The sequence below is a fragment of the Neobacillus camarae genome (genome assembly GCF_054950115.1).
The window spans coordinates 72,866-97,387 of the sequence record NZ_JBUCKX010000004.1 but is presented as its reverse complement, the minus strand read 5'-3'; the positions used below and the strand labels follow the sequence as shown (position 1 = coordinate 97,387).

20 protein-coding genes are annotated in these 24,522 nt (G+C 42.2%); 7 read left to right on the top strand and 13 right to left on the bottom strand.

Going from position 1 to position 24,522, the window contains the following annotated elements:
- Nucleotides 1–164: 164 nt before the first annotated feature.
- Nucleotides 165–881, bottom strand: a complete 717-nt coding sequence (gene cwlD, locus ACY8D0_RS21815) for an N-acetylmuramoyl-L-alanine amidase CwlD (protein WP_462413150.1) — start codon at nucleotides 879–881, stop codon at nucleotides 165–167.
- Between the two features lie 225 nt (nucleotides 882–1,106).
- On the bottom strand, nucleotides 1,107–1,550 hold the full coding sequence (locus ACY8D0_RS21810; RefSeq protein ID WP_462412605.1) for a YbaK family protein: 444 nt from the start codon (nucleotides 1,548–1,550) through the stop codon (nucleotides 1,107–1,109).
- Between the two features lie 352 nt (nucleotides 1,551–1,902).
- Between ACY8D0_RS21810 and ACY8D0_RS21805 the strand changes: the two genes are divergently transcribed.
- Together ACY8D0_RS21805 and ACY8D0_RS21800 are read left to right on the top strand one after the other, a co-directional pair.
- Nucleotides 1,903–3,303 (top strand): MFS transporter, encoded by a 1,401-nt coding sequence (locus ACY8D0_RS21805; RefSeq protein WP_462412604.1) that lies wholly within the window; start codon nucleotides 1,903–1,905, stop codon nucleotides 3,301–3,303.
- 192 nt (nucleotides 3,304–3,495) lie between these two features.
- Nucleotides 3,496–4,680 carry an ROK family protein gene (locus ACY8D0_RS21800; RefSeq protein WP_462412603.1) on the top strand — a complete coding sequence of 395 codons (1,185 nt, stop codon included), beginning with the start codon at nucleotides 3,496–3,498 and terminating at the stop codon, nucleotides 4,678–4,680.
- 74 nt (nucleotides 4,681–4,754) lie between these two features.
- On the opposite strand, the gene ACY8D0_RS21795 is transcribed toward ACY8D0_RS21800, so the two are convergent.
- The 8 genes from ACY8D0_RS21795 to ACY8D0_RS21760 all read right to left on the bottom strand — a co-directional run bounded on the left by ACY8D0_RS21795 (nucleotide 4,755) and on the right by ACY8D0_RS21760 (nucleotide 15,203).
- On the bottom strand, nucleotides 4,755–7,064 hold the full coding sequence (locus tag ACY8D0_RS21795) for a glycoside hydrolase family 2 protein (RefSeq protein WP_462412602.1): 2,310 nt from the start codon (nucleotides 7,062–7,064) through the stop codon (nucleotides 4,755–4,757).
- Nucleotides 7,065–7,196: 132 nt separating this feature from the next.
- On the bottom strand, nucleotides 7,197–8,945 hold the full coding sequence (locus tag ACY8D0_RS21790; RefSeq protein WP_462412601.1) for a glycoside hydrolase family 3 protein: 1,749 nt from the start codon (nucleotides 8,943–8,945) through the stop codon (nucleotides 7,197–7,199).
- Nucleotides 8,946–8,960: 15 nt separating this feature from the next.
- A complete protein-coding gene (locus tag ACY8D0_RS21785) occupies nucleotides 8,961–9,800 on the bottom strand; it encodes an HAD family hydrolase (RefSeq protein ID WP_462412600.1) in 840 nt (279 codons plus the stop codon).
- A gap of 109 nt (nucleotides 9,801–9,909) precedes the next feature.
- Nucleotides 9,910–10,764 carry an SDR family oxidoreductase gene (locus ACY8D0_RS21780; RefSeq protein ID WP_462412599.1) on the bottom strand — a complete coding sequence of 285 codons (855 nt, stop codon included), beginning with the start codon at nucleotides 10,762–10,764 and terminating at the stop codon, nucleotides 9,910–9,912.
- Nucleotides 10,765–10,789: 25 nt separating this feature from the next.
- Nucleotides 10,790–11,836, bottom strand: coding sequence for a mannonate dehydratase (gene uxuA / locus ACY8D0_RS21775; protein ID WP_462412598.1), 1,047 nt, complete (start codon nucleotides 11,834–11,836; stop codon nucleotides 10,790–10,792).
- A gap of 12 nt (nucleotides 11,837–11,848) precedes the next feature.
- Entirely contained in the window at nucleotides 11,849–13,267 is a 1,419-nt protein-coding gene (gene uxaC, locus ACY8D0_RS21770) for a glucuronate isomerase (protein ID WP_462412597.1), read from the bottom strand.
- A 44-nt stretch (nucleotides 13,268–13,311) separates the two neighbouring features.
- Nucleotides 13,312–13,956, bottom strand: a complete 645-nt coding sequence (locus ACY8D0_RS21765) for a bifunctional 2-keto-4-hydroxyglutarate aldolase/2-keto-3-deoxy-6-phosphogluconate aldolase (RefSeq protein ID WP_462413149.1) — start codon at nucleotides 13,954–13,956, stop codon at nucleotides 13,312–13,314.
- A gap of 533 nt (nucleotides 13,957–14,489) precedes the next feature.
- A complete protein-coding gene (locus tag ACY8D0_RS21760) occupies nucleotides 14,490–15,203 on the bottom strand; it encodes a GntR family transcriptional regulator (RefSeq protein ID WP_462412596.1) in 714 nt (237 codons plus the stop codon).
- Between the two features lie 307 nt (nucleotides 15,204–15,510).
- Between ACY8D0_RS21760 and ACY8D0_RS21755 the strand changes: the two genes are divergently transcribed.
- The 5 genes from ACY8D0_RS21755 (at nucleotide 15,511) to ACY8D0_RS21735 (ending at nucleotide 19,588) form a co-directional block, all read left to right on the top strand.
- Nucleotides 15,511–16,227, top strand: coding sequence for an SDR family NAD(P)-dependent oxidoreductase (locus ACY8D0_RS21755; protein ID WP_462412595.1), 717 nt, complete (start codon nucleotides 15,511–15,513; stop codon nucleotides 16,225–16,227).
- Nucleotides 16,227–17,243, top strand: a complete 1,017-nt coding sequence (locus ACY8D0_RS21750; protein ID WP_462412594.1) for an S-adenosylmethionine:tRNA ribosyltransferase-isomerase — start codon at nucleotides 16,227–16,229, stop codon at nucleotides 17,241–17,243. The genes ACY8D0_RS21755 and ACY8D0_RS21750 overlap by 1 nt, the downstream gene beginning before the upstream one ends.
- A 15-nt stretch (nucleotides 17,244–17,258) precedes the next feature.
- Nucleotides 17,259–17,603, top strand: a complete 345-nt coding sequence (locus ACY8D0_RS21745; RefSeq protein ID WP_462412593.1) for a VOC family protein — start codon at nucleotides 17,259–17,261, stop codon at nucleotides 17,601–17,603.
- A 218-nt stretch (nucleotides 17,604–17,821) separates the two neighbouring features.
- Nucleotides 17,822–18,934 carry a GAF domain-containing sensor histidine kinase gene (locus tag ACY8D0_RS21740; RefSeq protein WP_462412592.1) on the top strand — a complete coding sequence of 371 codons (1,113 nt, stop codon included), beginning with the start codon at nucleotides 17,822–17,824 and terminating at the stop codon, nucleotides 18,932–18,934.
- A 12-nt stretch (nucleotides 18,935–18,946) separates the two neighbouring features.
- Nucleotides 18,947–19,588, top strand: a complete 642-nt coding sequence (locus ACY8D0_RS21735; protein WP_462412591.1) for a response regulator — start codon at nucleotides 18,947–18,949, stop codon at nucleotides 19,586–19,588.
- Between the two features lie 73 nt (nucleotides 19,589–19,661).
- Here the strand turns inward: ACY8D0_RS21735 and ACY8D0_RS21730 are convergent, their stop codons facing one another.
- From ACY8D0_RS21730 to ACY8D0_RS21720, 3 genes are all read right to left on the bottom strand, one after another.
- Nucleotides 19,662–20,522: a PRD domain-containing protein gene (locus ACY8D0_RS21730; protein ID WP_462412590.1), complete on the bottom strand. Its 861-nt coding sequence runs from the start codon at nucleotides 20,520–20,522 to the stop codon at nucleotides 19,662–19,664.
- A gap of 211 nt (nucleotides 20,523–20,733) precedes the next feature.
- The gene (locus ACY8D0_RS21725; protein WP_462412589.1) at nucleotides 20,734–22,137 is read right to left on the bottom strand and encodes a glycoside hydrolase family 1 protein; all 1,404 of its coding nucleotides are present in this window, start codon (nucleotides 22,135–22,137) and stop codon (nucleotides 20,734–20,736) included.
- An 11-nt stretch (nucleotides 22,138–22,148) separates the two neighbouring features.
- A complete protein-coding gene (locus tag ACY8D0_RS21720) occupies nucleotides 22,149–24,038 on the bottom strand; it encodes a beta-glucoside-specific PTS transporter subunit IIABC (RefSeq protein WP_462412588.1) in 1,890 nt (629 codons plus the stop codon).
- Nucleotides 24,039–24,522: the final 484 nt, after the last annotated feature.

The following is a 24,522-nucleotide window of genomic DNA, read 5'->3' as shown; positions in this document are numbered from 1 at the left end:
CACATCGACTCACCTTAAAAAAATGACTCTGTTGATTTCCGTTCCAGTCGCTTTAGCGACCCGCAGGAGTCGAGCGCCTTCCGCTCTAATCAAAAGAGTTTTATAAAATAATACGTTTCACAGAGCCTAAAATGTAAAAATGGAAGGTGTGGATTCGCCTTCCATTAATCTTCTTCTTTTAGTTCCTTTTCATAAGTAAAATAGCGGTTGATTCCGCGATAGATGGATTCGGCTATTTTTTCCTGATAGGATTCCTTTGTTAAATTGGCCCGTTCCTGCGGATTGGAAAGGAACCCGACCTCGACCAATACTCCCGGCTTTTTCGCATGTTTCAGAATGTAAACCGAGTTGATTGGTTTTGCTTTTCTATTAGTATTCCCCAAATTTTCCCTTAACTCGTCTTGGATGAATTTGGCCGCCCTGGCGTTTTCCTTATAATGTGGAGCATAGAAGGTTTGGGCGCCGCTCCATTTGGAGGAGGGGATGGCATTTAAATGAATGCTGACAAAGAAATCATTATCTTGATTGATCATTTCCAATCTCTTTTTTAAATCTTCCACTTTACGGCGGCTATAGCCCCTTGTCCCTGAGTCCGCTAGATCCGTATCCGTGTCCCGCGTCATGACCACCAAGGCACCTTGCTCCTGCAAATAATCCCGTACCATCAAGGTGATATCGAGGGCAATATCCTTTTCCAACGCATCCTTCGGACCGGCGCCGCCATCTGGTCCGCCATGTCCCGCATCCAATAGGATGATTTTCCCTGATAAAGGAAGATTCCAATTCTTCCATGAATCATTATTAGAGAAATCATATTGCAAGATGAAAAATAACACGGTTAATCCAACCGTAAAGGCGATGATTTTCAACCTATTTGACAGCACGCCGATCATCCTTCCCGCTCGTCCCTTGTTCAATAAACTATATGGGACAAGAAAGGGAAATAGAACCGAGATTATCAGGTTGAAAAGCGGAAGATCACTAGTCAGCGTTTTGACATGCCTCCTCCAAAAAGCTATCGCTTTTTGTTCGTGCAATGTGGATGCTGCCGAGGCTTTCCTTGTGGAGCTGGACAGTTCTCAAAGTCTTTTTTTACTTTCTTACTGTTAATGCAGACGGAGTTTATGGCGTCTCCGGCCTTTTTCATAGCCCTCTCGCCACCAGTCGTACACATATTGTTCGCATAAATAATAAAGCGATTCGCTCATGGTTCCCTCGTCGCCGCTTCCCCAAAACAGCAGGAAATTAAATAGCGTATCCGACAAGTGCTTCTCTTCTCGATCGCAGCGCATGCGCACTTTTTCCATATCTTCACCATGATAACCAAACTTGCTGAATTTTGCTCCTAATAAATAGGCCTCAAGCGCCACATCATAACAGGCTTCTTCGACACCAGCATTCATCATCACACTTTGTGCCATTCTCGTTGAGCCAAAATAATGCTGAACCCGCTCCTTTAATCTATTGAGTGAGAGGTCGCGAAGTACGGACCGCTCATATTTAATCTGTTTTTCACGCCGTTTTTCTCTAAAAGTAGTAATAACAGTCACTTCAATTTCACCTCTTAGGACTATTCTTTATCCGCCACTACTAAGAAATGCAACGACATGCATGTTTTCCCGTTGCCAATTTTTATCCTGCATGAAACCACTGGATACCGTTTTTTAAACGTTCCCATCAGCTTTATACCGTGGTATTTGTAACAATTTGTTCAAAGGTGCACAAACTTTTTTTAGCGTTTTCAAACTTTTTGTTGACGGTTTCATTTTACCGGTGTTATTCTAAATTCACAGTAATTAGTTTGTTGGTTAAACCAATTAATTACCCAATCTCGAGATGACATGATTAAAGCAATTCATTAGCCTTAGGATTTATTTTTATATTGATTTGGAGGGAACCATAATGGCTCAACCTATTGTAAAAACTTCTTCTCCTGTATCGCAATCACAACATCGTCCTTTTGGAATGAAAGACAAGCTTGGTTATTTGTTTGGTGATTTTGGAAACGATTTCTTTTTTATCTTTGCCGCATCGTTTTTGATGGTCTTCTATACTGACGTCTATCATCTTAGTCCTGCATTGGTTGGTACCCTCTTCTTAGTTGCAAGACTATGGGATGCAGTGGCCGATATTACTTGGGGACGCTTTATTGATACAAGAAAGGCCGGAAAAAATGGTAAGTTTAGACCTTGGATCTTTAGGATGTCATTCCCGCTTGTTATTTCCGGTGTGTTAATGTTTGTTCATATCCCTGGCATGTCCAATGGATTTTATATCGCCTATGCTTACGCAACGTATATTCTTTGGGGGACTTTGTATAGTACGGTTAATATCCCCTACGGCTCAATGGCTTCTGTTATTTCCAGCGATCCTGTAGAACGCACAACGCTTTCCAGCTGGAGATCTTTAGGTGCTTCACTTGCCGGGTTAGTCATCGGCGTTGCTGGCCCAATGATTCTGTTTGTTAATAACCATGCAGATGCAAATCGCTTCATAATGGGCGCAGTAATCTTTGGTGTTTTAGCGATTTCTTGCTATATGGCATGTTATACCATGACAGTAGAACGAATTGTGTTGGATGAATCAGAAAAGCCAAAAGTTAACCTTGGAAAAACCTTAAAAGGCCTTGGCAAAAACAAACCGTTGATTTGGTTCTTAATTGCAGCGCTTCTTTTCTTAATTTGCTTCATGTTGATTGGTGCCGTTAACACTTACTTGTACAAAGATTACTTTGGAAATGCAAAAGCTTTAAGCCTTGTAAACCTGGTTCAAGCTGTTACCGTATTTATTGCTATGCCAATGATTAAGCCGCTTGTTGCAAAATTTGGTAAAAAGGAAGTTGCCTCTGGCGGAATCCTGCTTGCCGCAACTGTTTATTTCCTACTATATCTATTGCCAAATTTAACTGGCATGCAATTCCTTGGAATTTTATCCATCGGCATGTTCGGTTATGGTATCTTTAACCTAGTCATCTGGGCGTTTGTTACTGACCTTGTCGACTATCATGAATATGTAACCGGTCTTCGTGAAGACGGTACGATTTACTCACTCTATTCTTTTGCCCGTAAAGTCGGACAAGCTGTTGCCGGCGGAGTTGGGGGTGCTGCACTGGGAATGGTTGGTTATAACCCAGCGTTAAAAGCCCAAACTGCAAATACGCTTCATGGAATTCATACACTTGGTACCTTGGTGCCTGCCATCTTTTTAATCATCGTTTTCGCTGTCATCGCATTTGGATATCCATTATCCAAAAAACGCACCCTTCAGCTGGCTGAAGATTTAGCTGCAAAAAGAATTGCCTAAATTTATAAAGAAGATAACTGCTGCACATACAGATAAAGATAGCCAAAAGTTGGCTATCTTTTTTTCTAAAATAATATCGAGGCTGATAGGTCAGTGTATTTTTGCTATAATATTAATGCTTATTTATATACGTAAACGATTTCTAGAACGAACTTTAATATCTAGTTACAATATAGTCTAGGAGGATGCAATGTGGTTACAGGTGATGGTGCCTATATAAAAAAAATCAATAGGGGGATCATCCTCGAGAAAATTATCGAACACGGGATGATTTCACGCGCGGATTTATCTAAAATCACCGGTCTTAATAAAGCCACTGTTTCTGCTCAAGTGGTCGATTTATTAGATGAAGGCCTAGTGATTGAGACACAAATGGAACACCATAATGTAGGCAGAAAGCCCATTATGCTGTCCATCAACCATGAAGCTGGCTATACATTGGGAATTGATTTGGATTATGAAGTGATTCATTTTACGCTGGCTGATTTACAAGGAAACCCGAGGCACAGTCACATGGAGTTCCCAGCCTCCCATGAATACGAAAATATTGTCAGCGTGCTAATTAAACAAATTAAGAAGTATCGAAAAAAATGCCCCGACAGCCGTTATGGATTGGTTGGTGTGGTGCTTGGTGTACACGGAACTGTCAGTAAAGATGAAAGCATCTACTTCATTCCAAAATACGGCTGGCGCAGCAAAAATCTTAAACAAGACTTACAAGATAAACTTGATTTGGAAATTTACATTGAAAACAATGCCAATTTGTCTTCTTATGCAGAAAGGGTATTTAAATTCCACTCCAGTAATAATCTCGTAAACATCATTTTATCATCCGGTATTGGCGCAGGAATCATTGTGGATGGGGAAATTCATCGCGGTTACCACGGCTACGCAGGTGAGATGGGGCATATGATCGTGTCGTTAGATGGAAAAACATGCAGCTGTGGAAACAAAGGCTGTTGGGAACTTTATGCTTCCGAGCCCATTCTGATTAAACAGCTTTCAACTGCTTTAGGCGGGGAACCGCTGAAACGCGATCAGGTGTTAGCGTTGATGGCACAAGAAAACACCGCGGTTTACGAGCAAATAAAGCAGTTTATTCCCTATGTGTCCATTGGCCTTAACAATATCATCAATTTATATAATCCGGAAATCATTGTGATTAATAGTGAGATTCTGGCCAATTTTCCTGACGCCGTTAAGTGGATTGAAAGCCATCTGCATTCCTCCGTCAGTCAATACTCCCAAATTGTCCTGTCCGGACTGGGGGATAAGGCTTGTATCATGGGGGCTTGTGCGTTTGCCCTTCAGCGCTTCTTGGACGTGCCAAAGCTGACTCTTCAAACCGCACAAGAAACAAAATCAATGGCGATATAGCAGTCAAGGGCTGTCCAAAAAGCAAAGGTCTAGGCGTGGAGTCATACCCCTTAATGGACAGCCCTATTTTTGAATTATGATCTCTTGATCTTCGTTAACTCTTTATTCAATCGATACAATACTTTCTCAGTCAGGACATCCTCGGCCATCGTCGCCAGTACATCCAGCTTCATCGACTTCATCATCTCAAAGGAAGGGCTATCGATAAATTTCGTGCCTAGATACTTTTCAAGTACAGCCTTAGCCTCTTCATTTTGCAAAAGTTTTTCGATGGTGTCACGAGTTGAATATACATCCTCGGTAATCATCAGTTCTTCTACTTCTATGTCATCGTCGAGTTCCGGCATCGTAAACCAGTTGCCGACAATTCCACCTTTATCTGCCTCAGGCGCTTCGTAGCTTGGATTTGGTTCAGCGGCCTTATTGAATCTAGCCACATCCGTCAAGACAGCACCATCTTGATTGGAAACCGCTTTAATCTCATTGATTCCTTCATTTAAAGCAACACTTTCAAAAATAAACACATGGTTGTCACTCGATTTCGTTCCTGCTTCCGCTCCATTCACATAAAGGGTCACTTGGTCACAGTTGGAGTATACTTTTACGGTAATCACACGATCCGGCCTGTCCACAAATCGTTTACTTGTGATATGAACAAATTTTTCATCTGACCAGTTGGCTTTATACAAATAAAAGGCGTCTTTTTTGATTTTACGATCGTACGTGATCAGGCCTTTATTATTCCTGCCCTTTACGCCGCCTTCATCACGGATATTAGCACCAAAGTCAAACATGTTCCACACATAGGTGGCCCAGAGATAGGGACGTTTTGAAAAAATTCCCCAAACGGTTTCATGATACAGGGCGTGATATTCTTCCGAATAGTCTTTTACCTGTGGAACATTGGTATGGTACTGAAGAATCCCTTCCGCTCCATATTCGGAGATACCCAGGCAAACATTTGGATTCGTTTTATGATATCTGTCCATCCATGGACCAAAGTCCTCAGATTTACCGGTATACCAGCCATAGTATTTATTATAGCCGACAATATCGGTTATGAAGTTGTACTCATCCTCTTCTTCCACGAACATCACATTGGCCATCGTCGATAGTCTTGTCGGGTCTTCCTTCTTTGTCAGCTCGTTTAATTCTTTGACAAGCCTTCTGACTTCCGGACGGTCGCCGCCAATTTGAATCTCGTTTTGGATGCCCCAAAACATAATCGATGGATGGTTAAAGTTCTGGCGGATTAATTCTGTCATTTGCTGTTTTGGATTGATGCCCTCTAATTCCGTTTTGGACATGATTGAAATAAACGGAATTTCTGCCCAAACCACCATCCCTTCTTGGTCACATAAATCATAGAAATATTGATCATGCTGGTAGTGTGCCAAGCGAATCGATGTGGCGCCAATCTCTTTAATCAATTCCATGTCTTCTGTATGCTCTTTTTTGGTAATGGCCCAGCCCATGTCTTTACGGTCCTGGTGCCGGGAAACACCATACAATGGAAGATGTTCGCCATTCAAGTAAAAGCCTTGCTCTGGGTCGACATTAAAGTACCGGACACCGAAAGGGATATCCACCTCATCGATTGTGTCATTAAAGCTGGTTAAGGTTACTTTTGCCCGGTACAGATAAGCATTTTTTCTACCGTTCCATAAAGTTGGATTTTCGATAACAGCTGGTATTTCGACTACTTGGGTCTCACCTGGAGCCAAGAAGACTTCCTTTGCAGCATAGGCCGCGCTGTTCCCTTGTGCATCCAGCAGGTCCGCCCATAGTCTTACTTTTTTGTCTTCAACTTGGTCATTGGTTATTCTTGCACGGACCGTCATTGAGGCTTGTTGATCCGAAACTTGATCCTGCACAAGATAGACCCCTTGTGTCCCATAGTCCAACAAGTCAAAATGGACCGGATTGCTGATAACTAAATTGACATCTCGGTAAATCCCGCCATAAAACGTAAAGTCCGCCATTTGTGGATAAACGTCTTCATATACGGTATTGTCAACTTTGACTGCCAGCGTGTTCTTTTTGCCAAACTCAACAGCCTCTGTAATATCAAAACGGAAAATGGAGTAACCGCCCCTATGCTGGCCAAAATGCCGGCCGTTTACATAAACATCTGTCACACTGTTAGAACCGTTAAATTCAATAAACACCTTATTGGCCTGGTCCTTTGTTTCAACCGTAAACTCTTTGCGGTACCAGCAAGCCCCTTTATAATAATCAAATCCGTTGGCGCCATCCATCGCATTCCATGTATGCGGGACATGAACGACTTCCCAATTATCATCATCAAAAATTTTGTCCATGGCATTGGCCACATCTTGTCTAATGAAATTCCATCCTTGATTTAGGTTGATTTTCTTCCGCATGTTTCATCCTCCTCCTATCAATCTCTTATACGACTTAAGGGCATTCAAACTTTCCGGCAAACGCCCCTATATAAAAAACCCCCAAGCGCCGTTGATGGTTCAAAACGGCGTTGGGTTTGCTATATGCATTTCTTAAAGCCGGGTCTGCCACTTGTTGCACCAGACATTTTCGTTTGGAGTTCCTTTGAATTCGGATTCTCCCATCAGTTTATCTATGGTTGTTGAGATCGTGATTTCATCATTATTGTAGGCATTGATATAGCCTTTCACCATTGGCACGTCTGTTAAATGAGTCGTGAAGTTTAGTGATACAAACACCGTCGGAACTTCATGGACATACCAAGGGACTTCATTACTCATGGCAGTTTTCCATTGGATGCGGTAGTTGTTTTGCGCCCCATAGCCAATCACATCTGCAAAGATAAGGGCTGCATCTACTTCTTCACGGTATTTCAATGTCGATCCTTTAATACGGGTCGTACCGTCATTTACGGTTACTTCAAAACCACGTCTTTCTAGCTCTTCCACAATGAAATCTAGAACTTTGGAGTTTGCCTCGTAGATACCGCCTTTTTCACCTTCTAAGAAATACAGGCGAATTCGTTTATGAGTTTCTGGACGAATTGGCAGCTGATCAAAGGTATTTTTAACCAGGGTAATCCCTTTATCTGCTGCTTCTTTCGCACGGCTAACATGGTCCTCACAGCCGACTACTTTTAACTCCTCTTTTGACCGCAATAAGGTGCCTTCTTTTTGGGCTTTATGAAGGCCAATTGCCGCTTTCAGTCCTAAAATTCTTTCTAGGGCATCCTGAAGCCGTTCTGCCGTAATGATCCCATTTTTATAGCCGTTTAACATAAAGTTATAATCTTCATCAATATCATTAAAGAAGAGGAACATATCACAGCCGGCAGAAATCGCTTGCGGTACATAATCTTCACGGCGCATGGCTGAAGACATCCCTAACATATGAGTCGCATCTGTAACAACCAAACCATTAAAGCCCAATTTACCTTTTAAAAGTCCATTAATTAATTCCGGAGCTAATGTGGCAGGTAAAACATCTTTATCTTCTAATCCCGGAACCAACTGCTTTTGATATTCAGGCAAAGCAATATGGCCAGCCATGATGGAATGGACGCCATTTTCAATGTGGTTGCGGTAAACTTGGCCAAAAGATTCTTCCCAATCCTCCACCGATAATTCATTCACACCTAATACAAGATGTTGGTCACGTTCTTCTGTTCCGTCCCCTGGCCAGTGTTTAATACAAACCCCTACATTGCTCTCCCGTAACCCTTTAATGTAGGCATTCGTATGCTTAATGACAGTTTCCGCCTTGGTGCCATAGCCCCTCGTATTGACAATAGTATTTCTCCAGTTTTTAAGGATATCGACACAAGGGTCGAAATTCCAGTTCACACCGATGGCCACTTCTTCACGGCCGCTTACATAGCCGGCGTCAAATGATACCTGTTCATCACCGGAAGCTTCACACATAGCAGCCTTTGCAACGTAAGTGCCGTCTTTCATAGCCCCATTACCGCCTGAATCACAGTTAGCGGCCACTAATAGAGGAACCTTAGAATACGATTGCAATTCATTAATTAAATCTTGAACCTGTTCGGCTGTTCCGTTCATATAACGCGCACCGCCGATATGGTATTTCTTCAGGATATCTTCGTTGGTCAATTGGTTTCCACTAAACTGATCCCCGCCAAAGAAAAACAGATTCACGAATAATTGGCCGATTTTTTCTTCATCCGACAGGCCTGCAATCGTATCTTTTACCCATCGGATCTCTTCATCGGAAAGATTGTAGGGCTTTGCTTTTAAATCAACCTTGGGCATAGGAATGTTTGTTGCTATTTTTGGTTTCATTACAGCTGCCTCTCCTTATTTCAAGTTATCATTAAATTCGTCGATTAATTGCTGCTGATAGTCTCCAGCAAAGCTGCCATCCAACAATTTCCCCAGAGCCTCATGCTTGAAGCGTTCCCAAGAGAATTTTTCTTTGCCAACTAGGATTGGATAATACAAGACGCCGTTCTTATTGGCCGCATCCAAGTCACCAGGGGCGTCTCCAACCATAAGGACTTGAGTATTTTCGTAGCCGAACTTCTTCAATTCGGTAATGCAATGTGCCTTTGTTCCAGCTTCTTGACCAAGCATAACAGACACATTAGGAGCCAACTCATGTCTTGTCCATTCGTCTAAAACTGCTCCGCCATTGGCCGACGATACAATTGCCAAATCAGCAACCCTAGCTGCCGCCTCTAGGCCTTCCCTGGCTCCTTCAAACGGATGGTCTTCTCCAGATAATTGTCCGATTGCTCGGTTTACCGCATGGCTCCACTCGAGTGCCTGCTTTAACTGTGGGTCATTGGTCTTTTCAATTTCCCGCTCGAGGGCAGGATTGGATAATTCGGGTGTAGTTTCCGTCCATTTTTTAAAGGAAGAGATGTCAGGCATCGAAATGCCTTCTGCCTCAAGGGCTTCAAATGTGGTGACAACCCCTTTAAAGCGGTTGATGCCCCTTGTTTTTGTATATAAATTGATATCATTCCAGACTTTCAGAAATCGTTCTTCAATAGAATGGAGGTTCCATACCTTTACGGCCTCCGGACCAAAGCATTTGTAATGTTTAACATCCATCGTGTCCATGGCGCATCCGTCAGAATCCACACAGACTAAGAACTCTTTTGTTTTCTGAAAATCTTCAATCTTATTTTTCATTGATAACACCTCTTTATTTGGGCTCAACAACGTTGCCGGAAAGTAAATTTTAAGGCTGCTAATCCACTAAAAGTTAGACTAGCAACCTTTCTATTTGAGTTATTGTCTATTACACTCCTGTGTAAGATGAGAATCCACCGTCGATTGGAAGGACAACGCCTGTCACAAAGCTTGCTGCTTCTTGGCTGGCAAGGAACAATAAGCCGCCGATTAATTCCTCCGGCTCACCAAACCGTTCCATTGGTGTGCTGTTAAGAATTTTTCCGGTTCTTGCCGTTGGGGTTCCATCTTCGTTAAACAGTAATTTTTCATTTTGTTTTGTTGCTAAAAATCCTGGTGCGATGGCATTGACACGGATGCCAGCTTTGGCAAAGTAGACAGCCAGCCATTGGGTAAAGTTACTGATGGCAGCTTTCGCTCCGCTGTACGCAGGAATTTTGGTTAAAGGCGTGTAAGCATTCATCGATGATACATTGATAATGCAGCAACCCTCTTTCTCAATCATCCCCTTAGCAAATACTTGAGAAGGAAGCAGTGTGCCAAGGAAGTTCAAGTCAAATACAAAGCCAACTCCCTTTGGATCGAGTTCAAAGAATGTTTTTAGTTCCGGATTTTTCTTCACTGCTTCTGCATTGTAGAATTCATCATCGGTCGTTCCGCGCGGATTATTTCCGCCGGCACCGTTTAGAAGAATGTCACATGCGCCAAGTTCTGTTTCGACAATCGCTCTGGCTTGTTCCAAAGCTTCTCGGTCTAAGACGTTAGCCGCAACACCAATGGCGGTTCCGCCAGCCGCTTTTATTTCATTTGCTACATTGTCAGCAGGCTCTTGATTTAAATCCAAGATTGCTACTTTTGCACCGCATTCTGCCAAAGCTTTTGCAAAATAAGAACCTAATACACCGCCGCCGCCAGTTACAACGGCTACTTTCCCCGTTAAATCTACTTTAAATGGAACTGTCATGATTCTGCCTCCTCTAAGTTAGCTATTATTTTCTATTTTTCTGTTCCGCTTCCCATAAACCGTTGAGATAAGTTGCACCCAATGCACGGTCAAATAATCCGTAACCTGGTTTTCCAGTTTCGCCCCAAATCATTCTTCCGTGGTCTGGGCGAATTGGACCCGTATAGTCAAAGTCCGCCATCGCGTGGATGACTTCGTACATATCGATGGAGCCGGCACTGGACAGATGGGCAGATTCCTCGAATGACATACCTCCGGTCAGCTTCACGTTACGGGCATGAACGAAGTTAACCCGGCCCTTTTTACCGAAATAGCGAAGCATTTCCGGAAAGTCATTGTCAGGATTTGACCCAAGAGAACCGCTGCACATGGTCAAGCCATTATACGGGCTGTCATAAAGATTGATAAATCTTTCAAGATTTTCTTTGTTTGTAATGACGCGTGGTAGTCCAAAGATGTCAAATGGCGGATCATCTGGATGTATGGCCATTTTTACACCGGCTTCTTCGGCCACAGGAATAATTTCCTTAATAAAGTATCCGAGGTTTTCCCACAGTTTTTCATGATCCACCTTTTTATAATGGTCAAATAGAACTTGCAAGTCTTCTTTCTTATAGCTGGAATCCCAACCCGGGAGGGATAGCTCACCTGTCAGCGGGTCCATTTTCTTTGCCACTTCTTCTTCAAAAATAAGCGCGGTGGAACCATCTGGAAGACGATATTCTAAATCAGTACGGGTCCAGTCAAAGATTGGCATAAAGTTATAGCAGACCACCGGAATCCCGACTTTGCCAAGATTGCGAATGGTTTCTTTATAGTTTTCAATATATTTGTCACGGGTTGGCAGGCCGATTTTGATATCTTCATGAACAGGTACGCTCTCAATCACCGATATTCTTAAACCAGCTTGTTCCACTGTATTTTTTAATTCTTCAATTTTATCCAAAGGCCATGCTTCCCCAACCGGGATATCATAAATAGCAGTGACGATTCCTTTCATCCCAGGGATTTGACGAATGTATTCCAATGAAATCGAGTCGGTTTTACCATACCAGCGAAAAGACATTTCCATATATAGTTCCTCCTAATTGTGTAATTCGATATTAAAATAGTTCTTTGCGTTGTTGAAACAGATATTTTCCACCAGCTTCTGCAACAAAGCTTGGTCATTCGGGATCTCGCCTTCTTCGACCCAGTTGCCGATTACATTGCAAAGGATACGGCGGAAGTATTCATGACGGCTGTATGAGATAAAGCTTCGGGAATCGGTCAGCATTCCGACAAAGTGCATTAGCAGTCCCTGATCGGCCAAAGCGGTCAGCTGCCGAATCATCCCTGGTTTTGTATCATTAAACCACCAGCCGGATCCGAATTGGATTTTGCCTTCTACGCCCGGCTCCGATTGGAAGTTTTGAATCGTGCTTCCAATCAAATCGTTATATATAGGGTTAAGATTGTACAGAATCGTTTTTGGCAGTTGATTTTCCCGGTCGCAGGCATCAAGCAGGGCATTTAACGGTGCCGCCACTTCCCCTTGGTCATTAATCGAATCATAACCTGCATCCGGGCCTAGTTTTCTGAACATTCTTGTGTTGTTGTTCCGAATGGCACCAAAGTGAATTTGCATCGCCCAATCTCTTTCCTTATAGCATTTAGCAAGGAAGAGCAAAATGGCCGTTTTGAACTTCATTTCAGCTTCTAAACTTACTTTCTGTCCGTTTCTTCCTTCCGCAAAAATCGCATCCAGCTCACTTGGTTCAAACTCTGCATATGGAATTTGCCCTAAGCCATGGTCGGAAATCCGGCATCCTTTTTGATGGAAGTATTCAACCCGCTTTTCTAGTGCCTGCAAGTACTCCTCAAAGGAAGAAATGGTTTGATGGTTTACTTGTTCAAGCAACTGTACAAACGGAACAAATGTGTCCTTATTAATCTCTAAACCCTTATCCGGCCGGAATGTTGGCAGAACTTTCACGGGGAAGTCCTCTTGTTTAGCGATTTGTTCATGGTAGGATAAATCATCTGTCGGATCATCCGTTGTGCAAATCACCTTGACGTTGGAACGCTTGATTAATCCTTGTACCGAATAGTCATCCTGCTGAAGCAGTTCGTTACATTGGTTCCAGATTTTTTCGGCCGTCTCCTCATTTAATAGTTCTTCAATGCCAAAATATTTTTTCAACTCCAGATGAGTCCAGTGATAAAGGGCATTCCCAAGCGTATAAGGGACTGTTTTCGCCCATGCCATGAACTTGTCTTTATCGCTGGCATCACCGGTAATATAGCGCTCGTCCACACCATGGGCCCTTAGCGCTCTCCACTTGTAATGATCGCCGGAGAGCCAGAGTTCTGTCATATTATGAAACTTTCGGTTTTCAGCAATCTCTTTAGGAGATAGGTGACAATGATAGTCGTATATAGGCATGTCTTTGGCATACTGATGGTATAAATCTATCGCTGTCTGATTATTTAACATGAAATTTTCATGAATAAATGTTCCCATACCAAACTTCCTTTCCTGTTAGATTGAACGGTGTACTCTTCCGATTACTGCCCGGCCTTTATCGATTCGATACGGTCCATGAACTCGCGTGCGGCCCGTTCCACCGAACTGTAATCTCCGTTGGTCACGCCTTTTGTCAGCGCACTGCCCATTCCAACAGCAAAGGCGCCATTTTTCATCCATTGGTCCACATTGTCGATACTAACACCGCCTGAAGGCATTAATTGCGCATGTGGAATCGGACCTTTGACATCTTTAATAAAAGATGGACCCATTAAGCTGCCTGGGAATAGTTTAATAACATCTGAGCCGTAAGTAAGGGCCTCCATGATTTCTGTGACAGAGCCACAGCCTGGCAAATATGGCACCGTATAGCGGTTACACATTAACGAAATTTCCTTATCAAAATGTGGGCTGACAATGTAACGGGCCCCGTTTAAAATTGCTATTCTAGCGGTTGGAGCATCCAAAACGGTGCCAGCCCCAACAATCATTTGCGATTCTCCCAATTGGGCCAGTTCACGGATCGCTTCTTCGGCACCAGGTGTGGTAAATGTAACTTCAAGTGAACGGATTCCGCCTTTAAAAGCATGTTTGGAAATTTCAACGGCATCCTCTTTGTTTTTACCTCGAATAACAGCCACTGCGTAACCTTTGTGCATTTCGCTTAATACTTCAAACTTTTGCAACATATGAATCACCTCATCAGATTTCTCTTTCAAAAGATGCTGGTTTAGTTTTTTAGCTAGTTAATTCCAATTACTATACGAATAGACAAGGGGTCAACTCCCAACACTAGGGAGACGTTATTTCTATTACTTAGTGCCCTCATTTATCCGCCTTCTCTTGCATACTTGTATACTAGCATACTTTTTGAGTGGTGACAATATCTAGTTCATGAAATAGCAAAAGATATTATAGCGTTTTCAAAATTGTTGTTGATGTTCGAGTAGGTATGAGAATTCATAGGCGGAAATTTTCCGGCTAATCTATTTAAAGGAAGCTTAAGGACCAAATATAAGCGGAGATATTTCGGTTAACTGCTCTAAATAAGACAAAATCCAACGATTAGGACAATATAAACGGAAAAGCTCCCCTTATAATTAAAGAAATATGGGTATTTTCCAATTTAAACGGAATTCTTCCGTTTATTTTTTAAACACAATGGAATCAACATTCAGTTATTACAGAGACAAATAAAAAAACCGGTATTCCGATTGAATCAGAATACTGGCATTTTATTAGTATGATCAAAGTAATCTCGATACGGGCTATTATCTTTGTACAAGTCTTCCCAGAGCTTAATCGGCTCGATAATATGCTGTCTGATGATTTGTTCGACCTTTTCCGTTTGTTGGTTTTCAATGATTTCAATAAATTTTTTATGCTGCATGATGGCCTCATCAAAACTATGTTCCATCTCGGAGAGCAGCCTCATCCGGTTGTAATGGGTACTTAATCGGGTAATCGCTTCCCAGGCATTCTCTTTATTGTTTCCAGCAAATATAATAAAGTGAAATTCTTTGTCTAATTGATGAAACTTCCACTCCATCTCTTTATTGCCCAACAGCAATTCCTGTTGTGCTACATTGCCCTTTAACTCGAGTAGCTTATTGTCTGGAAAAGAATCACATGACAATCTCAGTATCTCTTTTTCTAATGTAATCCGGACAAAAGCCGCTTCCTCAATTAACTTGGGCTTAATTTTTGAAACATATGTCCCTACTTGGGGAATCACTTCCACCAAATGCTCTTCCCTTAGTTTCGCCATTACTTCCCGAATCGGTGTACGAGAAAGTTGCAGTGCTTCAGCAAGCTCAATTTCACTGATTGTTTGACCTGGCTTTAATTCTAACGACATAATGGCCTCTTTAATGATTCTGTATGCATAATCCCGATTGTTCTCACCAGGCAGTTTTGCCTTTACTGTAAACATGTGCGTTACACTCCCATATGAACGATAAAAGTTTCTGTTTATTCCATTATAATATAGCTCTTTTTATTTACATATAGAGCAAACGTTTTTCTTATCGTTCACTCGCCTTTGCATACTAGTATACTAGAACAGATTGAAAAGAAAAGCTATTTATTTTGGAAGCCCTAACAAAAAGTTCATCTTATGTTAAGGCCTGTGTTTTCCGTACCTCGGTCAAAAGTTATAGAAAAAATTCAAGCTTTTTCCCGAGTGGGAAACTTCCATAAATAGCTATTCTTATAGTAACAAGAAAAAAGGGGAGATCAAAATGAAGCAAAAAACAGTTATGATCACCGGTGCCTCCAAAGGATTGGGCAGAGCTTTAACCTTGGCGTTTGCTAAGGTCGGAGCAAGGCTTGCGATTTGCTCCAGAACGGAGGAAAGCCTGTTAAAAGTAAAGCAAGAAGCAGAGGACTTGGGGGCTGAGGTGCTGGCGGTTACGGCGGATATCTCTTTCTCCAGGGATGTAGAGAGGTTTGTGTCAGTAGCTGAGGCAAAGTTTGGCCGTATCGATGTTTTAATTAATAATGCCTCGATATTGGGTCCAAGTCCAATGCCATTGCTGCTGGATTACCCTGAAGAGGAATTTGCTGAGGTACTGCGGGTAAATGCCATTTCCCCATTTCTCGTTACCCGCAGGGTTCTGCCAGGGATGTTAACACGAAATGAAGGGTCGATTATCAATGTGACATCTGAAGCGGGACATATTGGTTATGCCGGCTGGGGGGCCTATGGGATATCGAAGTTTGCCATTGAGGGCGTTACCCAAACATGGGCAGACGAATTGAGCGAAACCAATGTCCGGGTCAACATGGTCGACCCGGGAGAAATGGATACCGAAATGCATCGGCTGGCAGTACCTAATTGTGATTATCCGCTCGCTAAGCCGGAGGATGTTGTCCCAATCTTCTTGCATCTTGCATCTGATCAGTCCTATGGAACAAACGGGCAACGGTTCGAAGCCCAGGCATGGGAGGAATTATAATGGCTGGCGACGCATTGAATTTTTATGTTCCAGATGAACTTAATGCCTCCCTTCCCCCGGAAAAGCGGGGTTTGAGACGGGATCACGTCCGGATGATGGTCCTCGATCGTTTGACCGGGAAGGTCCGGCATGACTTTTTTTATAACCTGCCCGACTATCTGCAGACCGGCGACCTGGTCCTATTAAATAACAGCCGGACGATTCCCGCGGTCCTGCGAGCAGCCACCGACCCTGCCGGAACAGCATTTGAAGTCCGCCTTGCCCGACGGCAAAGTGAGGATATTTGGGAGGCATTGATAGTAACCTCGCCTGTTTATACAGATGATATCTTGTTCTTTTCGTCTGACTTATCTGCCATTGTGATTGGTGAAAAAAACAACTCACCATTAAAATTGATTCAATTCAATAAAAAAGGAATGGATTTATATAATTGTATCTATTCTCTTGGGGAGCCGGTCCGCTACGAATATATTGATGTTCCTTGGAGCCTGGACTACTACCAAACGGTGTTTGCCAGCCATCCCGGTTCTGTGGAAATGCCCTCTGCCGGCAGGGCCTTTAGCTGGGAGCTGTTATTCAAGCTGCAGCGTAAAGGGATCCAAGTAGATTTTATCCAATTGCATACAGGGTTAAGCTATTTGCTTGATGACAAGTGGCACCAGACACCTGAAGAAAATGATGAAGAATACCACGTTTCAGCATCCACCATGGACCGGATTTGCAAGACGAAAGCTTCCGGTAAAAGGGTGATTGCCGTGGGCACAACCGTGGTCCGCGCTCTTGAAACGGCAATAGCGGCAGGATCATTGTCGGGGGTAACCAATTTGTACATTGATTCGAAGTATCCTTTAAAAATGGCCGATGGTATCCTTACGGGCTTTCATGAACCGAAGGCCAGTCACCTGGATATGCTGTCCGCCTTTGTCCCCGAACCGCAGCTCCTCCACGCGTACCAGCAAGCGATTGCTTCACGTTATTTATGGCACGAGTTTGGAGACATGAATTTAATTATTTGATGGGAGGTTTACTTCATGAGGTTCCATCACTTTGCCCTTGAAGTGCGTGATTTGCATAAGTCAGTTGCATTCTATCAAAATTTTCTTGGATTCCAGGAGGAAGACCGGATGAGTTTTATGGGGGAAGAGATTGTGTTTCTTATTTTAGAAGATATTCGGCTGGAGCTGATTCTTTCAACTAAGGAAATACCTGTAGAGAGAAACGTTCACTTGTGCTTTGAGGTTAGCGATCTTGAGGAGGTCCTATCCCGATTTAAGGCAAGCCGATTAATAGAGGGACCCTACAATCTTGATAACGGCTGGAAGACTGCCTTTTTTGAAGGACCCGATTACGAGGTGCTGGAATTTTTGAAAACATAGCTGCATGGTTTAAGGATGAAGGACATTTCCTCCCCGTTTGTTCTGAGTTTTGTCCTTCATCAGCCAAATGAAAAGCATTTTACCCTATTCACCGTGAACTTTGTCCTTCATCTAAGTGATCGGCGAGTTTGTTAATAGTTTCCAAACTATTAACAATTTTTTAATAAATATGAGCTATAATGATAGTGATAGCTGCCTGGACGGAGGAGGATGAAAACATGTCCGTTGAATTTGAAGAAATCAGCATTCTCAAGGAAATCGCTGAGCTGTTGAATGAAGGAATTGACACCACCACCGTGTTGTCCGGTGTATTGAAAAAACTCCTCCATGTTACAGGATTGCAAACTGGCTGGATTTTTCTAATCGATGGGACCGGCACGCATCATTTGGCTGCGGAAGAAGCCCTTCCCCCTGCCCTTGCAAGTGACAACAAGCGGCGGATGTGCCGTGGCAAGTGCTGGTGTGTCAATAAATACAACAACCGAACATTGAATAAAGCAACAAATATTATGGAATGCAAACGCATCGAGGAAGCCCTTGAGGAAAATGCAGGGGAAACCTGCGGCCTCACCCACCATGCGACCGTCCCACTAAGGGCAGGGAATGAACGGTTTGGTATTTTAAATGTCGGGTCTCCCCATAAAACCCATTTTGAAAAAAATGAATTGGCCTTGCTTGAGGCCGTTGCCTATCAAATCGGAACCGCCCTTAAACGGATCAAATTGACGCAACAGGAGCAGGAAAATGCCCTTGTTGCCGAACGGAACCGTCTGGCACGGGACCTGCATGATTCCGTCAATCAGCTGTTATTTTCCTTGAGCCTTACCGCACGGGCGGGAGTCGAAATGACCGAAGATGAAAATATGAAACAAACGTTTGATTACATCCAAGATATGGCCCAGGAGGCACTCGGCGAAATGCGGGCCCTCATTTGGCAGCTGCGGCCCCAAGGTTTGGAAAATGGACTTATCAGTGCGCTCAGAAGTTATGCGGATATGCTTGGCTTGTCCATTCTAACAAAAGTAACCGGTGCCGCCAGCATTCCCAGTAAAGTAGAAGAGGCCCTCTGGCGCATCGGACAGGAGGCACTGGCCAACTGCAAAAAGCATGCCCAAACAACAGATGTGTCCCTCCTGTTTCAAGCTTTCAGTGATCACGTCATGTTAACCATCAAAGATGCCGGCTGCGGTTTTCATTACGAGGACAATGTGGAGATCCCTTCTTTAGGATTAAAAAATATGAAATTACGGACGGAAAGCTTACATGGCCAGTTCCAGTTACATAGCGAACCTGGGAGAGGGACAGAAATCCATATCCGCATTCCGTTTTAGGGGGAACATGGAATGAATATACGAGTATTGATCGCGGACGACCACCATGTGGTCAGAAGAGGACTGGTTTTGTTTCTTCGGACCCAAAAGGACATGGACATCGTCGGGGAAGCTGCGAATGGCAAAGAAGCCGTGGAACTGGCCATGCTTTTAAAGCCAGAAGTCATCTTAATGGATCTAGCCATGCCAGAAATGGACGGGATTGAGGCGACCCGGGCCATTATCCAGGAGCACCCGGATATCAAAATCATGATGCTCACTAGCTTTTCCGACCAGGACCATGTCATCCCTGCACTAGAGGCTGGTGCTTCCGGATATCAGCTCAAAGATATCCAGCCTGATGAACTGGTGTTATCCATCAAAAAGATGGTGAGTGGTGAGAATCAACTCCATCCTAAGGCCACTTCCCACTTACTGACCATCCTTTCCAATAAAAGCAAACCTCAGAAAAATCCTCTTGGCGAATTAACGAAGCGTGAATTGGATGTTTTAAAAGAAATAGCCAAAGGAAAAAGCAATAAGGAAATAGCAGCATCCCTCTTTATAACGGAAAAGACGGTAAAAACCCATGTATCCAATGTGTTGGCCAAGCTTGAACTGGCTGACCGGACACAGGCCGCGCTATACGCGGTGAAACATCATCTAACGGATTAAAATAAAAGACCCTCAGCTTAATTAGCTGAGAGTCTTAAAACTCAAATGTAAAGCTGGACAGACAGCACTTGGATTATTGAAAATCCGCCCTGTTTTTTATCTCGCCCATAATACGGTGAATGTGTATTATCAAATATATTTTTTCTTGCTTAGTAAGATCAATGGAATATTTCTGCTTTACAAATTGACTGATACTATCAATAATTTCACCTTCAAGGATCATGCTTTGACTTAATTGGTCATAAACCATATCCGAGTCTTTGTCTTCAAAAACTCGATTCTCAATAATTCTCTCAGCGAAGTAATTTAAATGGGTAACAAACCTTGAGTAAGAAAAGCTTTCCTTGTCAAATATAATGTTGGATTTTCTAGATACAATAGCTTCTATGTTATTAACAAGTTTCACTATTTCCTTTTGTTTATTGTAAGACTTTGAATTTAGGCTGGCATTGATGAAATGTAAACCAATAGCTGATGCTTCGCTTTCCGGTATTTGAATTCCTAACTTTTTATTGATTAAGTTTACAGCATATTTGCCTACTTCATATTCACTTTTGTGGTATTTTACTACATCGATATAATTGAAGTTTTCCCCCATCATACCTTCTTTTACCCTGCTCACTACAAAAGCAATATGGTCTGAAAGCGAAAGATATAAATAGTCCATTACCTCTATGCCATAATGTTCACTAGCATATTCAATGATTTCTTTTACGATATTAAAATAAATATCGTCTAATTCACTCGCCAATTGAACGAAATTTTTTAACATCGCCTTATCTTTTAATATGAAGGTTTTTTGAATTTCAGACAGTTCAACATCGTTCCCAATTGACTTTTTGTACCCAATTCCTTTTCCCATCAAAATGCATTCGTTTCCAGAATCATTTATGGCTAGAACTAATGAATTATTCATTACCTTTAGTATCTGCATATGCTGTTACCCTTTAATTGTTTTATTTTGGCTCTGTAAACAAGGCTGTTGATTGCAGCGAAAGAAGCTCAGCAAACCCGCGGCTGGGGAGCCTCCCTGGCGCTAAAAGCGCCTGCGGGGTCCCCCCAGCCGCGTACTCCCGCAGGAGTCGAGCTTATCCGCTCCTATCAACAGAGTTTTAAAAAATCAATACTATCGATTAACAGTGCCTTTATTTTAAGCCGTTATTTTTAATAACATCCTGATACCAATAAAAACTGTCTTTTTTAATACGGCGCAAATCTTTCAAATCATGATCTTCCCGGTTGATGTAGACAAATCCATATCTCTTTTTAAAGCCTTGATGTGAACTTAATAAATCCATAACGGACCATGGACAATATCCGAACAGCTCTACACCGTCTGCAATCGCATCATTGCAAGCTGCGATGTGACTTTTCAGATAATCAATTCGATAATCATCATGAACTTGTCCATCCTCTGTTAGTTCATCTGCCGTTCCTAAACCATTTTCTGTGATAATGAGCGGTAATCGGTATTTCTGATAATAATCATTCAGTACCAATCTTAAGCCCATCGGATCAATTTGAGCACCGTACTCCGTTGCTATTAAATTAGGATTTTTTTCATTTTTAAAATACCCATACAAATCAAAATCGATATCATTTTGTTTCGTGCCAACTGGATGGCCGTCATCTGCAGGAAGATAGCTGGCCACCAGGGTCCGATAATAATTCAGCGCTATAAAATCCGGTTTCGCCGCCTTTAAAACCTCTTCATCCTCAGGCTCCGTTTCAGGATATAAATCGCACTTTGTTAGGTATTCCTTATAATAGCCAGGATATTCTCCAAAGCAATACATTTCTAAAGCATAGTTTGTTTTAAAATTGTCGTTCATTCTGGCCGCCCAAACATCTTCGGGACGGTTTGAACTTGGATAGGTCATGGTAGATGAAACGGCAGGACCCATTTTTCCATCTGGAATCATTTCATGGCAAGCCACTGTGGCACGTGCATGAGCGACAAACATATTGTAATCCATTTGCGCGCGGACCTTTTCAATGTTCTCACTTGGAACATTGTACATATTCATTCGTTCATTAACTCGAATCATTAAGTTTTGTTCATTATTTGTCTGCCAATTTTTCACCCGGTCACCAAAGGCTTCAAAGCAAACTTTTGCGTACCGTTCAAAAGCATCGATACACTCCCTGCTTTCCCATCCATTATACTTTTCAACTAAAGCATACGGCAAATCAAAATGGTACAAGGTGACAAAAGGCAGGATGTCGTTTTCCAACAGCAGATCGATGACTTTATTGTAAAAATCGATCCCTTTTTGATTCACCTCGCCATCGCCATCAGGAATAATCCTTGACCAAGCGATGGAGAACCGATACGTTTTTAGCCCTAGTTCCTTCATTAACAAAATATCTTCTTGAAAATGATGATAAAAGTCGCTGGCTGTTTTTGTATCTGCTTGTACCGCTGATTTTTTAAACGAATTAAAATCAGCAACGGTCATTCCTTTTCCATCTTCATCCCAAGCTCCTTCTATTTGAAAAGCCGAGGAGGATGCACCCCATAAAAAGTCTTCTTTGAAGAAGTTTTTCATTCTTAACACTCCTAATTTTTAATCAATAATAAATCGTCTTCACAAGATGCTTGTTCATTTTCTACACTTGAGACTATATCGTATTGTGCCGTATTTGTAATAATAATGGAAGTGGTCAGATCATAGCCTTTGGCTTCAATGGCTTGTATATCAAATGAAACAATCTTCGTTCCTTGTTTGATGTGGTCGCCAGCTTTTACATAGGCTTTGAATCCATCACCACTTAATTCTACAGTATCTATTCCAATATGGATTAACATTTCCACGCCGTTATCAAGCTGCAGGCCAATTGCATGCAAAGTAGGATACAATACGGAAACCGTACAATCTAAAGGAGCTACAACCTCCCCTGTCTCTGGATAGACAGCAATACCTTCACCCAGGGCACCGGATGCAAACACTTCATCTCTTACTTGAGCAAGTGGCATGATCTCTCCTTTAATTGGAGACGGAATCTTAATATCCGCATCTAGGGCTTCTAGAGCAGGTGATGCTTCTGCAAGAGATTTTTCTTTGCTTTTTTCCTGTTTTCCTTCTTCACTCGGTAAATCTTCAAAACCAAGAACAACTGTTAGTAAACAAGCACCGAAGAACGCAATGGCAATACCGATTAAATAGCATAAGAAAGCTTTCGTTCCCGCTTCCATATAGACCGGTATGGTTAATACCCCTTGATTGGCAAAGGCTGTTCCGTACGATCCGCCCCATCCCATCAAGGCTCCACCAAGTGCACCACTAATGACCGCATATACCATTGGTTTTTTGAGACGAAGGTTTGCCCCATAGATAGCTGGCTCCGTAATTCCAAAAAGGGCCGTGATGGTTGCCGACGCGGCTACCGTTTTTAATCCTTTATTTTTCGTTCTTAGGAAAACCCCTAACGCTGCCCCTGCTTGAGAGAAATTCGCTGCTCCTGCAAATGCTAATAGGTTCTGCCGTCCAGTTTGGGCTACATCATTGATCCCGATTGGCAGGATGGTTTTATGGGCACCAAAAATAACGAGCACACACCAAATGCCGCCAATGAAGGCCCCTAATAAAATCGGACTAAAATCCATTATCAAATAATAAATCCAGTTCACAAAGTTTCCAATATAAATCCCGATGGGTCCAAATACGATTAAGGTTGCTGGGACCATGACTAGTAATGAAAGAGTCGGTACCATGATAATTTTTAATACTTCTGGAACGACCTTTTCCAGGTAACGCTGAACATATCCAAGAATAAATACAGCTAGAATGATTGGTATAATTGATGAAACATAATTTGCTTTTGTTATGGTTAATCCAAATAATGTGACTGCCTTTTCTCCTGTCATCAGAGTAACGATATCAGGATAACATAGTGTAGCCGCTATAATCATGGCAATAAATTCGTTCGCCTTAAAAACTTTAGCAGCCGCATAGCCTAAAATAATGGGAAAGAAATAAAATAGTGCGTTTGAAGCCGCATTCAAAATGATATAAGTATTATTTGTCTTGATATCCGTTCCCCAGAAAGAGGCGGCTATCATGACAGCGATCGCCAAAATTCCTTTTAGCATACCGGAAGCTGCGATAGCGGGAATCGTTGGAGTGAAAATTCCTGTTACCGTATTCAAAATTTTATTTCCAAGCGAAAGTTTTTCTCCCTCAGCTGCTTCCCCTTTAGCCAAGCCATCTAAAACCAGCATGAGTTGATCATAGACTTTAGTGACTTTATTTCCTATAACAATTTGGTATTGTCCACTATTCTCAACAACGGAAATAATGCCTTCCAGTTTGAGTATTTTTTCTTTATTGGCTTTTTTATTATCCTTTAGTATAAAACGCAGTCTGGTATAACAATGTGTTAACCCTGATACATTCTCCTTGCCGCCGACATGATCTAAAATGTCTTGGGCGATTTGCTTGTAGTCCATTTTCATGCTCCCTCTGTTCGTTTTGTTATAGTCTCCATTGGCCATTGGAAAAGAGATACAGTGACAAAAAAAAGATCAAACGCACTTAAATAACCCTGTGAGAAGGACATACTTTCCCCACATGAATCATTTAGGTACATTTGATCTTGCCTGCATGACCAGTAACACGTCAAACTGTATCCAGCTATTTAGCTTTGACAATAATGTAACACGCTTTCATAAACTTAACAACCATTTTTGTCACAAAAAATTAAAAATTATTTTATGAAAGTATCTTGTGAAATCAAACTTTCAAAATAAGACCATACAGTTTTTGAAAAAAATGAAGCCGGTTCGCTAAAAACGATAAAAAAAGTCTTGTGGATTTTATCAAAGAGTGATAGATTATAGCCAAAGATGAATAGAACGGTGAACTTGACGTGTTACTGGTGGAGCAGGCAAGATCAAGTGTACTTAAAAGACAATGTGGGAGAAGTGTACCCTT